This window comes from Bacteroides sp. HPS0048, from assembly GCF_964240755.1.
Lineage (GTDB): Bacteria > Bacteroidota > Bacteroidia > Bacteroidales > Bacteroidaceae > Bacteroides > Bacteroides nordii.
In genome coordinates this window covers 45,569-58,279 of the sequence record NZ_CAXSVC010000022.1, presented here as the reverse complement: position 1 = coordinate 58,279, position 12,711 = coordinate 45,569, and the positions used below count along the sequence as shown (strand labels likewise).

Annotated in this window: 18 protein-coding genes; 10 read left to right on the top strand and 8 right to left on the bottom strand. The window is 52.7% G+C overall.

The genetic code is table 11. The annotated features are described in order from the left end of the window. Window positions 1-20: 20 nt before the first annotated feature. Both ACESQI_RS16565 and ACESQI_RS16560 read left to right on the top strand, forming a co-directional pair. Window positions 21-533 (top strand): hypothetical protein, encoded by a 513-nt coding sequence (locus tag ACESQI_RS16565; RefSeq protein WP_008667112.1) that lies wholly within the window; start codon window positions 21-23, stop codon window positions 531-533. 19 nt (window positions 534-552) lie between these two features. Continuing rightward, window positions 553-852 (top strand): hypothetical protein, encoded by a 300-nt coding sequence (locus tag ACESQI_RS16560; RefSeq protein ID WP_008667113.1) that lies wholly within the window; start codon window positions 553-555, stop codon window positions 850-852. Here ACESQI_RS16560 and ACESQI_RS16555 read toward each other — a convergent pair. Further along, window positions 833-1,093, bottom strand: a complete 261-nt coding sequence (locus ACESQI_RS16555; RefSeq protein ID WP_008667114.1) for a hypothetical protein — start codon at window positions 1,091-1,093, stop codon at window positions 833-835. The genes ACESQI_RS16560 and ACESQI_RS16555 overlap by 20 nt on opposite strands. A gap of 142 nt (window positions 1,094-1,235) precedes the next feature. Here ACESQI_RS16555 and ACESQI_RS16550 point away from each other — a divergent pair, with 142 nt between their 5' ends. From ACESQI_RS16550 to ACESQI_RS16535, 4 genes are all read left to right on the top strand, one after another. Further along, a complete protein-coding gene (locus ACESQI_RS16550; protein WP_008762167.1) occupies window positions 1,236-1,679 on the top strand; it encodes a hypothetical protein in 444 nt (147 codons plus the stop codon). 21 nt (window positions 1,680-1,700) lie between these two features. After that, window positions 1,701-2,351: a DUF3164 family protein gene (locus tag ACESQI_RS16545; RefSeq protein ID WP_008667116.1), complete on the top strand. Its 651-nt coding sequence runs from the start codon at window positions 1,701-1,703 to the stop codon at window positions 2,349-2,351. Window positions 2,352-2,353: 2 nt separating this feature from the next. Next, window positions 2,354-2,569, top strand: coding sequence for a molecular chaperone DnaJ (locus tag ACESQI_RS16540; protein WP_008762168.1), 216 nt, complete (start codon window positions 2,354-2,356; stop codon window positions 2,567-2,569). 108 nt (window positions 2,570-2,677) lie between these two features. After that, a complete protein-coding gene (locus ACESQI_RS16535) occupies window positions 2,678-2,947 on the top strand; it encodes a hypothetical protein (protein WP_008762169.1) in 270 nt (89 codons plus the stop codon). Here ACESQI_RS16535 and ACESQI_RS16530 read toward each other — a convergent pair. Then, window positions 2,934-3,407 carry a hypothetical protein gene (locus tag ACESQI_RS16530; RefSeq protein ID WP_008762170.1) on the bottom strand — a complete coding sequence of 158 codons (474 nt, stop codon included), beginning with the start codon at window positions 3,405-3,407 and terminating at the stop codon, window positions 2,934-2,936. The genes ACESQI_RS16535 and ACESQI_RS16530 overlap by 14 nt on opposite strands. Window positions 3,408-3,411: 4 nt before the next feature. Then, window positions 3,412-4,044 (bottom strand): hypothetical protein, encoded by a 633-nt coding sequence (locus ACESQI_RS16525; RefSeq protein WP_008762171.1) that lies wholly within the window; start codon window positions 4,042-4,044, stop codon window positions 3,412-3,414. A gap of 68 nt (window positions 4,045-4,112) precedes the next feature. On the opposite strand from ACESQI_RS16525, the gene ACESQI_RS16520 reads away from it, so the two are divergent. Beyond that, window positions 4,113-4,346: a hypothetical protein gene (locus ACESQI_RS16520; protein WP_008762172.1), complete on the top strand. Its 234-nt coding sequence runs from the start codon at window positions 4,113-4,115 to the stop codon at window positions 4,344-4,346. On the opposite strand, the gene ACESQI_RS16515 is transcribed toward ACESQI_RS16520, so the two are convergent. From ACESQI_RS16515 to ACESQI_RS16495, 5 genes are read right to left on the bottom strand one after another with little or no spacing between them, the layout of a single operon-like run. Next, the gene (locus tag ACESQI_RS16515; protein WP_229030888.1) at window positions 4,329-5,768 is read right to left on the bottom strand and encodes a toxin glutamine deamidase domain-containing protein; all 1,440 of its coding nucleotides are present in this window, start codon (window positions 5,766-5,768) and stop codon (window positions 4,329-4,331) included. The two genes, ACESQI_RS16520 and ACESQI_RS16515, sit on opposite strands and share 18 nt — an antisense overlap. Further along, entirely contained in the window at window positions 5,762-7,138 is a 1,377-nt protein-coding gene (locus ACESQI_RS16510) for a DUF935 family protein (RefSeq protein WP_008762175.1), read from the bottom strand. The genes ACESQI_RS16515 and ACESQI_RS16510 overlap by 7 nt, the downstream gene beginning before the upstream one ends. 1 nt (window position 7,139) lies before the next feature. After that, window positions 7,140-7,565, bottom strand: a complete 426-nt coding sequence (locus ACESQI_RS16505; RefSeq protein WP_008762176.1) for a phage protein Gp36 family protein — start codon at window positions 7,563-7,565, stop codon at window positions 7,140-7,142. 19 nt (window positions 7,566-7,584) lie between these two features. After that, a complete protein-coding gene (locus ACESQI_RS16500) occupies window positions 7,585-9,153 on the bottom strand; it encodes a hypothetical protein (protein WP_008762177.1) in 1,569 nt (522 codons plus the stop codon). Window positions 9,154-9,155: 2 nt separating this feature from the next. Further along, window positions 9,156-9,602: a helix-turn-helix domain-containing protein gene (locus ACESQI_RS16495; RefSeq protein ID WP_008762178.1), complete on the bottom strand. Its 447-nt coding sequence runs from the start codon at window positions 9,600-9,602 to the stop codon at window positions 9,156-9,158. Window positions 9,603-9,800: 198 nt separating this feature from the next. On the opposite strand from ACESQI_RS16495, the gene ACESQI_RS16490 reads away from it, so the two are divergent. From ACESQI_RS16490 to ACESQI_RS16480, 3 genes are read left to right on the top strand one after another with little or no spacing between them, the layout of a single operon-like run. Continuing rightward, window positions 9,801-10,835, top strand: coding sequence for a head maturation protease, ClpP-related (locus tag ACESQI_RS16490; protein ID WP_032850557.1), 1,035 nt, complete (start codon window positions 9,801-9,803; stop codon window positions 10,833-10,835). A 14-nt stretch (window positions 10,836-10,849) separates the two neighbouring features. Then, the gene (locus ACESQI_RS16485) at window positions 10,850-12,073 is read left to right on the top strand and encodes a BACON domain-containing protein (protein ID WP_008762180.1); all 1,224 of its coding nucleotides are present in this window, start codon (window positions 10,850-10,852) and stop codon (window positions 12,071-12,073) included. Then, window positions 12,073-12,537 (top strand): N-acetylmuramoyl-L-alanine amidase, encoded by a 465-nt coding sequence (locus ACESQI_RS16480; protein ID WP_008762181.1) that lies wholly within the window; start codon window positions 12,073-12,075, stop codon window positions 12,535-12,537. The genes ACESQI_RS16485 and ACESQI_RS16480 overlap by 1 nt, the downstream gene beginning before the upstream one ends. The last annotated feature ends 174 nt before the right edge of the window (window positions 12,538-12,711 follow it).

The window sequence follows — 12,711 nt, the reverse complement described above, 5'->3', positions numbered from 1 at the left end:
TGAATGTAGCATAAACAGCCATGAGTGAGAATAACAACAAACAGAAACGTAAACGTGTTTGTCCGCATTGCGGCCGCAAGTTGTGGATGCGTGAATTTTATCCGCTGAAGAACGGAGGCCGGAGTTCCTGGTGTCATGAATGTGTGCTGGAATACAAACGGGAGCGGTACCGTAAGACCCGGAAGGTTCCCGATGGTACTTTCATGCACCGGACCCAGGGGCGGATTGTGGAGCATAACGGCTACTCGACGCGTATATTCTGGAACGGCAATATGCTTTCCATCATGCGTCGCCACTATCACAATACCCTCAACCGGGAGCTGGCTGAAATGCTCGGTGTTTCCGAACGCAGTGTCACCCGGAAGGCCCGAGAGATGGGACTGGAAAAGGACAAAGGTTTTGTAGCCTCCCTTAGCCGGGAACATCTGTTGCTGGCAAACGCGAGAAGTAAGGAACTGGGATATCCGGGCGGCTTCACCAAGGGGATGAAGTTTCGGGGAAACCAATACACCGGAAGGATAAGAGTTGAATAACCTGTAACACTTCAATATTATGAGCAATATATTCAAGAAATTCGAAGGTCTGAAGGTCCGTGTGCAAATCGTGAACGGTTTCGGTCTTCCGGTTGACCGCCAAGGTTACGTGGAGGTTGAGGAGAACTGGGCTTATCTTTACGAGAAAGGACAGAAAGGAAACAGATACATTATGGCGATCAACACCAACAGGAACAGTGTGGTGTCGGTTGAAGTGATTCACCAGAAACGGAATGTGGATAGCCGAACCTCTGGTGAATCAGAAGGAAAGTTCCAAAATGATACCTACCAAAAAGGTGTCATTTCTCTGGGAAAATGACATTCAGATTGAATTGCGCTACATAGCCGCAGTTTTGGCAATATCCGACAATGACAGGGATAAAATTGATGCCATTATCAGCTTTTAATTGCATCCCTTCCCGTTGGAACGATAAAATTTGAGACTCACCTTTACCGAAAATAAAGTTTGTTCTTTGTTTGCACATGGGACATTCGTACGGTGAACATTTCTTGTTGATCTCGGCCAAAATGGCATTAGCATTTTCTTCTGTAAATTTCATAATTGTAAAATTTAAAAGTGACAGACAAAAATAATGAATCAGGGTACGTTCTCCGGCATAATTGTAAAAGTTTTAAGTGACGTTTTAACTTCTTTTTGGAGGCGTACCCTTTTTAAAGGGATAACTTAAAACCGACATAGCCATGCAGATAGACATCAACAGCCGCAAGCAATTGAACAAACCCGAGAATTACTCGGCGTTTTACAGCCTTTTGAACCGCCTTCCGACATCCGATCGTGATGCGCTGAAGGAAAGCATCGTTTCCCAGTACACGGAGGGACGTACCACGAGTCTGCGTGACATGACGCTGAAGGAATACAGTGCCGCCGTGGCCGCCATGCAGAAGCTGGTACCGCCCACTTACCAGGAACAGCTCCGGAAGATTCTCCGCCAAAAGCGCTCCGCGGTATTGCACCAGATGCAGTTGTTGGGTATTGATACGGCAGATTGGGGCAAGGTGAATACTTTCTGCCTGGACAGCCGTATCGCCGGCAAGGAGTTCCGTGAACTTGACTGTGAGGCGCTGGACACATTGCAGGTGAAGCTGCGTGCCATCCGCCGTAAACGTGAGAATAAACAACAATAATAACCATCAAATTTTTTAGTTATGGACTTAAAAGAACAGTTAAAGAGCTTGTCCGCACAGGACAGAAAAGAACTGCTGAAACAGCTCCAGCAGGAAGAGAAGGAAAACAAGCGTAACCGGCGCGACGCCTATGAGGGCCTTCGTGCGCAGTTCATGCTTGAAGTGAAGAACAAGCTGCTCCCGGTTGTGGATGATGTGAAAGCGTTCCGCGACTGGGTGGAGAAAGAAGCCGCCGCCTTCCGTGCGGTGATGCGTGAATACGGCCAGCTCCGCAAGGACGAGCAGGCGAGTTTCACCATCGTGGACGGTGACATGAAGCTGGAGGTGAGAAGCAACAAGGTGAAGAGCTTCGACGAGCGTGCCGATCTTGCCGCCGAGCGCCTGGTGGACTACCTGAAGCGTTATGCCATGGGGCGCGAGTTGGGTACCGATGATCCGATGTACCAGCTCGGCATGACGATGATCGAGCGTAACCGCCAGGGTGACCTGGACTACAAGTCGGTGAGCAAACTGTACGAGTTGGAGGACCGTTTCGATAGCGAGTACACCGAAATCATGGACCTCTTCCGCGAAAGTAACGTAGTGTACAAGACCGCAGTGAATTATTATTTCCACAAACGTGACGAGAACGGTGTCTGGCATCGTATCGAGCCTTCATTCTGCCGGTTGTAATTATGGAAAAGACGAAGAATATCGCGCCACATGTCATGGCCTGCAAGCGTTGTGAAGGCAAGGGACGTGTCTTTTATCCGGATCAGGGAGGGGCTCCTTCATCTGCCACATGCCCGGTCTGCAAGGGTAGCGGACGGGTGAAGGTGCAAAGCAAGGTGATTACCCGCATCGAGCCGTTTGTTCCGGGTGAGGATGACACCGAACTGATGACCATGTGATTTTGTTCACACTCTAAACAGAAAACGCCGCATTCATATACGATGCGGCGTTTTTTTATCTATAATGACCGGTTAAATGCCTAATTTTGCAGCAAGTATCCCACAATTATGGCCAAAGGACGAGACAAGAACCTGATAGAACTCCGTGATGAAGCCCTGTGCCGCCGTTACTATTACTGGACGGAGGTACAGCGCCTGCGCTTTGATGACGCCCTGAAAGTGTTGTCCCAGCAGGAATTTTTCATTTCCGAGGAACGTATCATGTCCATTATCCGGCGCAAATGCCGGGAACTGAAGGATCTGGAAGTGAAACCCGTCCCGAAGGTGAAGAAGCCCCGCCTGACAGCCGTCCAGCTTTCGCTCTTTACCGGAGAATAAACCTCGCCGCACTTTCCTGCATTGCGGATTCGTCATGCAACGTGAAGGAATATACGGTTTCATACACCTTGATGTTTCCGGGCAGGGAATAGTCCCGGTTCTTCACCCTGACCAGCGGGCTGGCTTCTTCCGAGCACTGGAATCCCTGGAGTATCCTATACAGTTCCTTTGCCTTCTGCTGGCGTTCCTTTACTTTATCATAGGTACCTGAAGTGTAGTGCGTGTCGTCGTAACAGTCGATGGCCAGGCGTATGGTGATGAGTGACTCGCTTTTCTGTACCCCGTACCCGAGGTCGTTCCAGTCCGATTCGGTGTTTCCGATCAGCACACAGGGGAACGTGACCGGATAGCTGTCCTCTTCCGCCCCTGCTTCAAGTTGTCCGTAATCCTCGTCTATATAGGAGAGTTCCGGCATCTTTCCGGCGATGCGTTCCATGATCGCGATGAATATTTCTTCCATGTCTTTATAAATTTAGAATGTTTCTGATTTCGTTTTCTGTCTTTTCCGTTATCCTGTCGGACAGTTCGCTGCTTTCCCCGATGAACTGTCGCTGTGGTATGCGTATCCGGAGTTTTTTCTTTTTGGTGAGCGCCAGTCTTTTCCATTTCAGTGCCTCCGGGCTCTCCTGCGGTTCATTGCTTGCGGCAGAACCCTTCTTTTTGCCCTTTCTTTTGCCTGTGGCGGCTTTTTTAGCCTTGCCTGAAGCCTGGTAATACTTCGCCCACGCAAAGCGCCGCATTCGTGGCGTAACGGTCGGATGCACTTCCCCTCCCCAGTTGTTGACGGGGGCGTATATGAGGTCGTTGGCCACTCTCACCCGGTAGTCCCCCGGCACGTACTTGACAGAGCTGAAGAGGTGGTTCCTCCCGGATAGCAGCGTCCCGTACTGCCCTGCCGCATCGGTCCGTCCCGAGGACAGCCTTTTCGCTTTCGGCCACGGGTGTAATCCACCGTTTACGAAACCTTCCCGGCGGAAATTGTCCTGGAAATGGTCTTTTGCCATTCGTCCGGCTATGACCGGCATCTTCCGTTTCATCAGGTCATCCAGTTCCTTGCGCTTGGCTTTTATCAGCTTTGAATATTCTTTTATGTCCATAAATGACTGATTTAAAAAAATAATTTTATACTTTTGCAGACAAGGCGTTTTATGTGCCTTTTTGCGTTATGGAAATACCTAAACAAGTGTCGGAATTAGCAAACAGTAACGGTTACAACTCCGTTGTCTTATCAGCCAGTTCCCCTGAGGGAAGCATCTATTCCGTGGGGTGTGTTGATGGGAATGGTTTTGAGTTGCCTGTCGGTCTTCCCGCCTTTATTCTGTTCGACGGCCGGTCCTGCCGTCTGATGGACGGTGAGGAGGGGCTGGCACTTTCTTCCCGTTTATTTGGTGATGAATAGTCCCATGATTTTGGGATTTACCAGTTTGTTGTCTATTCTTATCACTCCCACGCGGTTGGCTTTCATGCTCTGTATGTAATTGCTTGCATCATCCTTTCCGGTTTGCGGGTCGAAGAACCTTATTTTCCCTTCGGACACCTCCGCACAGAACACGTGTGCGGAACCGCCTTTCCAGGCACAATATATCTCATATATTCCGTCCTCGCTGAATTTTTCCCTGAAGTATTCCTTCAGCCGGTTCGCATTCATTACTTGATATCCCTTTCTGACCTGCCATTTATAGGTATAGTCATAATCCGGCTTTGTTCCGTCCCGGTTCAGGAAACGTTCTTCCCATGTGATGCCTTGTTTTGCCATTTCGTTGTATGCGCTTTGCCGGATGTTGGGTTTTGCCTCGGTGTCGAACCCTAACCTTCTGAGCATGTGTGTCACGGTGCAGGTCTGGCAATTTACGCGGTATCCTTCCTCTTTCCCGAATTTCGGATTTTCCTTTCCCTTGTTCGCCTGTTCGTATGTCATCGGTTTGCCTTTGGTGATACCGAGGGCCTTTTCTATCCTGAGGTTGTTGTGGGCGATGTCGGTTTTTTCCTCCAGCGTCAGGTTGTCCGGCATTTCGGCTATCATCTCGTTGATGCGCCTGGTTAGTGCGTCCACGGCTTTTCTGGCTCCCGGGTGCGCTTCAGTAATGTAGGGATGTTTGTCTGAAAACAATTTGCCATCTTTTCCCGGATTGTTTTCCAGACCGTCATGTGCCTTGTTTCGCCCGTTCTCGTCCGGTACCGCTGTCGGCGCTTCATCCGTTGACGAGAGCGTGCACTTGCAGTTCCACCGGTCCCCCGGCCTGTGCACGTTCCAGAACGGATCATCGACGGGGCGTATGGTTCCCCAGAACACGCGGTGGTCCGCTCCCGGGTGTACGGATGTCGAGGGCATCCATTTGAGGTTCGGCAGGATATCCTTCTCCCGCTCGAACTGTCTCCAGTCGGCCGCCTGATGCGCCCGTATGACTGCCGTGTCGTATTCGGTACGCAGCCAGTCTACCATCTGGTGGTCCGCTATGGGCATGGCGAGTTTCAGCCACTGTTCAAACGGCCTTAAATTGCCGTTTTCGTCCAGCAGTAGTGCCGCCATGTCGTTTTGTGCCCGATGTACCTTGAACGCGGCAAATACGGCGTTGTTCGTCCGTATTTCGCGGTAGAAGTCATAATCCGGATCATCGGGCTTTCGTACTCCGAACCCCTTGTCGGTGGCTTTGTTCATTGTTTTCCACGTGGCCTCGAACAGGTTCTCCTCGATGTCGGTCATGGGATGGAAATCCTTGCTGTATATGTTCTTCAGGGCTTTCCCCAGTACCTCCTCATCAAAAGAAAACACGTTTTCCACCTGCTTGTTTTCCAACCGGTAGAGGTCGTTCATCACCATTCTAAAGCTGCCCCGTCTTTTCCCGGGGCTTTCGCGAAAAAACGTTTCAGCCAGTTATACGCGTTTTTAAGGGCGTTTTTCTTCTCTTTGGGAGCTTCTTTGCCGGTTTCCGGTATCTCCTCCTCTTCATCCTCCCGTTCCCCGGTGGTTGCCGCTTTCTCTTTCGCCTTCTGTATTTCGGCCGCTCCGGCTTCCTGCCGTTTTTTCAGTTCGTTGTAGTCTGTCGGCTTCTCGATCCCGAATTCCTCGTACAGATAATCGTCTCCCACCGGCAGGCCGAAGTTCGTACGCAGCTGGGTGAGGATGCTCATCTTCTTCTCCGGTTCGATGACTTTCTTTTCCGGGTAGCAGAACTCGCCGCCGGTGGTGTCTATCCCGAGCATGGCGAATATGTCGGTCATGTTGTAGTTGAGCACGTCCAGGATGTCCTGCCGGTCCGCCAGCGTGACCTTCTCCTCCACGTCCTTGTGGACGGTTCCGAGTGCCTGTGTTCCCTTGTCCGATGCCTCGGTGGTGAGCGTGTTCCCGAGGAACAGTTTCGATATCTCGCTGTTGCACCGTTCGCAGAGCTTGTCATACAGGTCGGAGCTTCCGGTCTTGTTCGCCGCTTCCCTGAGTTCCATCATTGTTTCCTGGGCGTGCACGAATACCGACATGCTTCCGGTACTTTCCGCGTCCGCCAGCGCCCTCTGCCGTGCCTCGTCGTCATCCGTGGGGTATGTGTATTCCCGGATGGGTGCGCCGAACACTTCCGCGAACTGTGCCCAGTCCGCCACGTCGTTCCGCTTGTATATCACCCATACGGCCGCCTTTGCGAGCATCCCGAGCTCTTCCGGTTCCCCGATGAACAGCAGGTCGGGGTATTCGTCCCAGGATGTTCCTGTGGTGTCCGTCTGGTGCCGCAGTATGAGCCTGCGCACCGGATCCACATGCTTGCGCGGTATCCGGTCATAGTTTACCCATTCCCCTTTGCGGTAGAACTGTACGAGCGTGAACCCCCAGAATTTCGCGTCCAGGATGTCGCCTATGAGGCGCCGGAACCACGGGGAGCGTATCTGTTCGTTTACCGCCTTGTCCGGCTTTCCGTTACGTCTGAACTCGATGACGGAGGAGAGCACGGCGTTTTTCCGTTTCTCGATGACACTTGTCAGGTGCGTGTCCATGAGAATGTCCTCATACAGGTCGTATAATCTGAACCTTCTGGAGTAATCCACGTTCTCGAAGGCCCGTATGGCCAGCATATAATCCGCTATGTCTATGCCGAAGCGTTTGGGTTGTGTCAGTATGATGGTTGCGGGTCCTTTCTGCCCGGGCCTCGGCAGGTTTCCGCTTTTGGTTATCTTTCCGGCCCTTTTCTGTCTTTTGCTCATGTTACCAGTGGTTTACACGTTTACGATTGCTTTTGATAAGGAAATTTGATTTTGCCGCCCTTGTCTCTTCGGGAAGCAGGGGCAGCCCGTCCGCGGATATCTCTTCGGCCGCTACCGCCCTGAGCCATTCGACGGCCCTTTCGTAGCGTTCCTTGCGCAGGGGTGAAAGGTTCCTCGGGTTGTGGATGCTGAAAATATGGTACACTGCGATGTCTATGGCCATCATCAGCACGAGCTGGCTCCGTTCGTCTCCGGTCCGGGTGAATATCCTGTCACAGTCATAGCGCTTGGAGAGGTAGCACCGCATCTCTTCGACGGCCCGGTCCTCGCATATCTCCACGACGGCATTGTCCTCCCTTGTCAGCGCGTCCAGTATCTCGCGGTGGATGCTCGCGTCGTAATCTGTAAGTTCTATAAATTTGCTCATGTGGGTAAAGTATTAAAGTTTACAGTCTGTACTTGTTGTGCGCCCGCATCTTCCTTGTGGAGATGACGGCCGGTTTTTCGGCCTGGTGCGCCTTGCGGTCTATGATGCGGTTTCCTCCCTCCACGCAGTCGGGTCCGTCCGCCGGATACGTCAGCATGAGGTTGAAGAGGCTGAACTGGTCGGTGAGCAGCTTCATGTGCGGGTTGTCCTTTTCCGCCTCGTTGAAGATGAGGTTCCCTTCGCTGTTGAGGGGTTCCAGGTTTGTCTCGATACGTGTGGCCTTGTCCGTTTTCTTCTCCTCGTCCCCCTGGATGTAGAGGGATATCTTCCTTTGCCGGCGTATGCGCCTGATGATGGGCTGGAACACCTGCTGGAAAAAAGGGTCCTGCAACTTGTTGTTCTCCATGTAGCAGTACACGTTCGTTTTCCCGTTCACGAATTCCAGCAGTCTGATGTACCATTCGATAAACGTGGCGTTTGTCTCCCTTCCGAGGAACCCCTTGATGACGTAGAGCTTTCCGGCCAGTTTGCCGAGCAGGAACACCGCCTTCGTGGAGCTCTTCTTCGTCTTGTTCTCGCCGGGCGCGGGGTCGCCGTAGATGACCAGGAACTTGAACTTCGAGAGCGCCGGCACTTTCCCGTAGATGATGTCCTTGAATATCTCTCCCTCGGCTACCGGGTTGTTGAAGAACTCCTTCTGTCGTGCCGCCGCGCTGACCAGCGAGAGGAAGAGGTCTATATCCTCTTCCGAGTTTTTCTGCGGCCACACAGAGACTCCGTTCCTGTCGCGTATGTTGATGATGTCCACGTGCCCGATGCCCTTTTCCTTCAGTTCCGTGGCCTTTTCAATGGCCCTTTTTATGCAGCAGTCCGCTGCGATGATGTTCCCGTTGAAGAGTATGCGGTAGTTTCCCGATACGGACATGGTCGGTATCAGGGCTTCCTCCAGCCATTTCCATTTTGTCTTGATACGTTCCGGGTTCCGGCATTCCTCGTCGGTATCGATATCGTCCACCAGGATGAAGTCCGGCCGGAAGTTCTTGTTACGGGTACCGCGCGGTGACTGTCCGGCCCCGATGGCCCGGAAAGAACATCCCGCCATGATGGTGAATTCCCCCGTTTCCCAATATCCGGGTTTCTTCTGCATCCCGTAATCCTGGATGATTCTTTGGTTTTCCTCGAAGTTGGCCATGAAAGGAAGCAGGAGCCTTTGGGCGTTGTCCTGCGAGTTGGAGATCAGCAGTACGTTGCGTACTTTTCCTGTAATTGCCAGTTTTGAGATTTCCATCATGGACCGTGCGGACTTCGCCAGCTCCCGCGACCATGCGCGTACCTCGTACCACCGGTTGTTCCTTGTCAACCTTCTGGTGGCTTTCTTGTGGAAGTCCGCCGCCTCGCATGAATAGTACATGGCGAAGTAATACCGGAACCACTCCTCGTCATCCTTTTCGAGCCTTTCCCTGCGTGCGCGTATTTCCGCTTCCGTGTCCGAGGGGTTGATGTCCGAATTCTCGCGTATGGATGCGATCAGTTCCTCCCATTCGACAAGTGCCGTGCGGTCCTGCGGTGTAAGTCTTTTCTTTGCCATGGTTATGAGACTTTTGATTTTACGAACGCGTCAAGCAGCGGCGTCACTTCTTTCGCCTGCGTGGGGTCGGACGCGCGCAGCCATTTAAGCAGGTCGGAGAATACGGATATGATGTCCGAGAGCCCGACTTCCGTCTCCATCTTCTTGATGGCGTTCGACAGTTTGGATATGGTGTCGGCTTCGGCTGTGTTCGGGAAGCGTTCCCCCGCCGGTCTGGCCATGATGGCGTTGTTGAGCTCGGCCAGCTGGCGGTACAGGCTTTTCAGTTGTTCCTCGCGTGTGATGGTGATGGATGTCTTGAGCATCTCCCATCCGTTCTTGCCTATCCAGTTGTTCACCGTGATGCGTGACACCCCCACGCGTTCGGCTATCTCCTGCTGCGTGAGGTTCTCTTTCAGGTAGAGCGTCTTCGCCCATTCCCTTTTTTGCTGCATGCTTAGTTCGGTCATATTTCCTCCTTTTTTACGTGCAAAATTGATAAGGAAAAGGGGCGGAAAAAAACGCATGCCGCATGATGACACTTTAAAACTTCATGACAGCGTTTTAAACTGAGTGTGATGAATATGCGGTTTGAAAAACGGCTTTAATCCCCCTAATTTCGCACCGTGAACTTCGCGGGGAACACCCGCCTAAAAGACTATATAAGCATGAAAAAGTTTTTCAACATCATACCCGGGGAAGACGCCTGTTGTATCCTCCTTTACGGTGACATCGGTGATTATGACGGCAATGTGCGCAGCGGGGATATCGCCCGCGAGCTTCTGGAGGCCGAGGCCTTGTCCGGCAGGATTGACGTTCGTATCAACAGCAACGGCGGCGAGGTGTATGCGGGCATTGCCATTTTCAACGCCCTGAAAAACAGCAAGGCTGACATCACCATTTACGTGGACGGCATCGCTGCCAGCATGGCCTCGGTGATTGCCCTTTGCGGCAAGCCGGTGCAGATGAGCCGTTATGCCCGTCTGATGCTCCACAGTGTCCAAGGAGGCTGTTACGGCAACAAGGAGGAAATGCGGGGATGCATCCGCGAGATCGAATCGCTGGAGGACACCCTTTGCGAGATGTATGCCGCCCGCATGGGAAAGGACAAGGAGGAAATCCGCTCGTTGTATTTTGACGGCAAAGACCACTGGCTGCGTGCCGATGAAGCGCTGGCGCTTGGCCTTATTGACGGTATCTATGATGCCGACCCCCTTCCGGAGGACAGTACCCCTGAACAGGTATTCCAAATATTCAATAACCGGCTGCACAAGCCACAAAACAAGAGTAACATGAATTTAGACGAACTGAAGAAACGTCCGCGGTTCAAGAACTGCGTGACAGATGACGATTTTCTCCGTGAAGTCGGGCTTCTGGAAACGGAAGCCGGGAAAGTTCCGGGCCTTGATGCTGAAGTCACCCGCCTGAAGGGTGAGCTGAAGGAGTTCCGGGACAAGGCGGATGCGGATGAAGCCGCCGCCCGTAAGAAACTGCTTGATGACGCGGAGAATGACGGGCGTATCGACGCCACCACCCGCCCCATCTATGAGAACCTTTTGTCCAAGGACCGCGAAAACGGGGAAAAGGCGCTGGAGAAACTCTCCCCGAAACGTAAAGTCATGACCGACCTGCGTGTGAACCCGACAAATGAAAGTCCCTGGAACAAGCGCATGACCGAGATTAAGGACAAGTTGAAACATTAATAAAAATATTTGCTATGGCAATAGTAGTAAGAAACACCAACTACAACGGTGAGGTACTGGAGAAGATCCTGGTACTCGCCTGTACCGGGAACGACCTTGTGGAAAAAGGCCTGATCATGGTGATCCCCGGCGTCGAGAAGAAAATCAGCCTGCCGCGTATCAAGACCGGCAAGATGCTCCAGAAACGCAAGGAGAACCCGGGCCTGGAGGATTCGAAGGGTAACTTCAATTACTCGGAGAAGTCCCTGGATCCGGAGGATTTCATGGCGTTCACCACTTTCAACCCCCGCGCTTTCGAGCATATCTGGCGCAAGTGGCAGCCGAAAGGCAACCTTGTGTTTGCCGAACTTCCTCCCGAAGCCCAGAACACGCTGCTTGATGAACTCAGCAAGAGTGTGAAATTCGAGTTGGGCTGGCATTACATCAACGGCGAGTTCGGGAGTGATGACGACCACCTTTTTAACGGTATCCTGACACAGGCTGCCAAGGACTCGGACGTGATAGTGGTCCCGGCTCCTGCCGATACTTCCATGATCGGCAAGTTGAAGGCTGTCCGCAAGGCCATTCCGAAAGCCCTGCGCGAGAACCCGAACCTGCGTATCCTGATGAGCATCGATGACTTTGACAAGTACGATGACGAACTGACCGAACGCGAGTACAAGAATACGAGCGAGACGGACATCAACAAGAAGCGTTACAAGGGTATCACCATCGAGACGCTGAACTCCTGGCCTGATGACCTTATCGTGGCCACGCTCTGCTCGATGAGCGCCGACGGCAACCTTTTCGCTGGTGTGAATCTCCAGGACGACGAGGAGGTGATCCAGATTGACAAGTGGATGAACTCCAGCGAGCTGTACTTCTTCAAGCTGCTTATGAAGGCCGACACGGAAATCGCCTTCGGTGAGGAGTTTGTGGTGCTTGACACCCGTACCGACCCGGTGTTCAAGGCGGTGGAACGTACCATTTCAGCCGACCCTTCCGCCCTTTCGTTCAAGGCCGCAGGTGAGAGCAAGTATGTGACAGTCACTGCATCCGGTGATTATAGTGTGACATCCGTCCCTGCCGGTTTTACGGCGGTCGGTACCGATGACGGGCTGAAAATTACCGCCGAGGTGAACAGTAGCGGCAAAGCAGTATCCGGTACGCTTGTGGTAAGCCTGGACGCTGATCCGGAAAAGAAGGTTGAAATAGCGTTGTCCCAGGTGGCCGCTGATGACGAGGAAGGCGGTGCGTGATGGGCAGGCTGAAGTATCTGGTCATTCATTGCACGGCTACGCCTGAAGGGCGTGAAGTCAGTGGCGCAGAGATTCGCGCCTGGCACACGAACCCGGTATCCAAGGGTGGCCGCGGCTGGAAACAGGTCGGGTATACTGACTTGTTCCATCTGAATGGCGGCGTGGAACGCCTGGTGGACAACAACGAGGACGCGAACGTGGACCCTTGGGAAATCACCAACGGCGTGGCCGGCTATAATTCCGTCAGCCGTCATATCGTGTATGCCGGCGGTGTAGCCAAAGACGGCAAGACCCCGAAGGACACGCGTACGGCGTGCCAGAAGCGTGCGCTTGAGAAGTACGTGAAAGACTTCCACCGCCGTTTTCCTGATGTGCGTATCGTGGGGCATAACGAACTGGCGGCCAAAGCCTGCCCCAGTTTTGACGTGCGTAAGTGGCTTGTTTCAATAGGTATCAGACAATAATAAACGGCAAGAAGATGGACACCCTGATAAATTTTTTAATGTTTGCCCTCCCCGGCGGTTTTGTCGGAAGCATCTTCACCTGGCTGTTCGGCCGGCGCAAGCGTGACAACGACATGCTGTCCCAGCTTCAGGCGTCCATCAACCTGCTGAGTGAGGAGAACCGCAAGATTCTGG

What these genes read in the sequence shown, in the direction of transcription:
- ACESQI_RS16565 (WP_008667112.1), top strand. Translation starts at nt 21, where the DNA reads ATGAGTGAGAATAACAACAAACAGAAACGTAAACGTGTTTGTCCGCAT.
- ACESQI_RS16560 (WP_008667113.1), top strand. Translation starts at nt 553, where the DNA reads ATGAGCAATATATTCAAGAAATTCGAAGGTCTGAAGGTCCGTGTGCAA.
- ACESQI_RS16555 (WP_008667114.1), bottom strand. Translation starts at nt 1,093, where the DNA reads ATGAAATTTACAGAAGAAAATGCTAATGCCATTTTGGCCGAGATCAAC.
- ACESQI_RS16550 (WP_008762167.1), top strand. Translation starts at nt 1,236, where the DNA reads ATGCAGATAGACATCAACAGCCGCAAGCAATTGAACAAACCCGAGAAT.
- ACESQI_RS16545 (WP_008667116.1), top strand. Translation starts at nt 1,701, where the DNA reads ATGGACTTAAAAGAACAGTTAAAGAGCTTGTCCGCACAGGACAGAAAA.
- ACESQI_RS16540 (WP_008762168.1), top strand. Translation starts at nt 2,354, where the DNA reads ATGGAAAAGACGAAGAATATCGCGCCACATGTCATGGCCTGCAAGCGT.
- ACESQI_RS16535 (WP_008762169.1), top strand. Translation starts at nt 2,678, where the DNA reads ATGGCCAAAGGACGAGACAAGAACCTGATAGAACTCCGTGATGAAGCC.
- ACESQI_RS16530 (WP_008762170.1), bottom strand. Translation starts at nt 3,407, where the DNA reads ATGGAAGAAATATTCATCGCGATCATGGAACGCATCGCCGGAAAGATG.
- ACESQI_RS16525 (WP_008762171.1), bottom strand. Translation starts at nt 4,044, where the DNA reads ATGGACATAAAAGAATATTCAAAGCTGATAAAAGCCAAGCGCAAGGAA.
- ACESQI_RS16520 (WP_008762172.1), top strand. Translation starts at nt 4,113, where the DNA reads ATGGAAATACCTAAACAAGTGTCGGAATTAGCAAACAGTAACGGTTAC.
- ACESQI_RS16515 (WP_229030888.1), bottom strand. Translation starts at nt 5,768, where the DNA reads ATGGTGATGAACGACCTCTACCGGTTGGAAAACAAGCAGGTGGAAAAC.
- ACESQI_RS16510 (WP_008762175.1), bottom strand. Translation starts at nt 7,138, where the DNA reads ATGAGCAAAAGACAGAAAAGGGCCGGAAAGATAACCAAAAGCGGAAAC.
- ACESQI_RS16505 (WP_008762176.1), bottom strand. Translation starts at nt 7,565, where the DNA reads ATGAGCAAATTTATAGAACTTACAGATTACGACGCGAGCATCCACCGC.
- ACESQI_RS16500 (WP_008762177.1), bottom strand. Translation starts at nt 9,153, where the DNA reads ATGGCAAAGAAAAGACTTACACCGCAGGACCGCACGGCACTTGTCGAA.
- ACESQI_RS16495 (WP_008762178.1), bottom strand. Translation starts at nt 9,602, where the DNA reads ATGACCGAACTAAGCATGCAGCAAAAAAGGGAATGGGCGAAGACGCTC.
- ACESQI_RS16490 (WP_032850557.1), top strand. Translation starts at nt 9,801, where the DNA reads ATGAAAAAGTTTTTCAACATCATACCCGGGGAAGACGCCTGTTGTATC.
- ACESQI_RS16485 (WP_008762180.1), top strand. Translation starts at nt 10,850, where the DNA reads ATGGCAATAGTAGTAAGAAACACCAACTACAACGGTGAGGTACTGGAG.
- ACESQI_RS16480 (WP_008762181.1), top strand. Translation starts at nt 12,073, where the DNA reads ATGGGCAGGCTGAAGTATCTGGTCATTCATTGCACGGCTACGCCTGAA.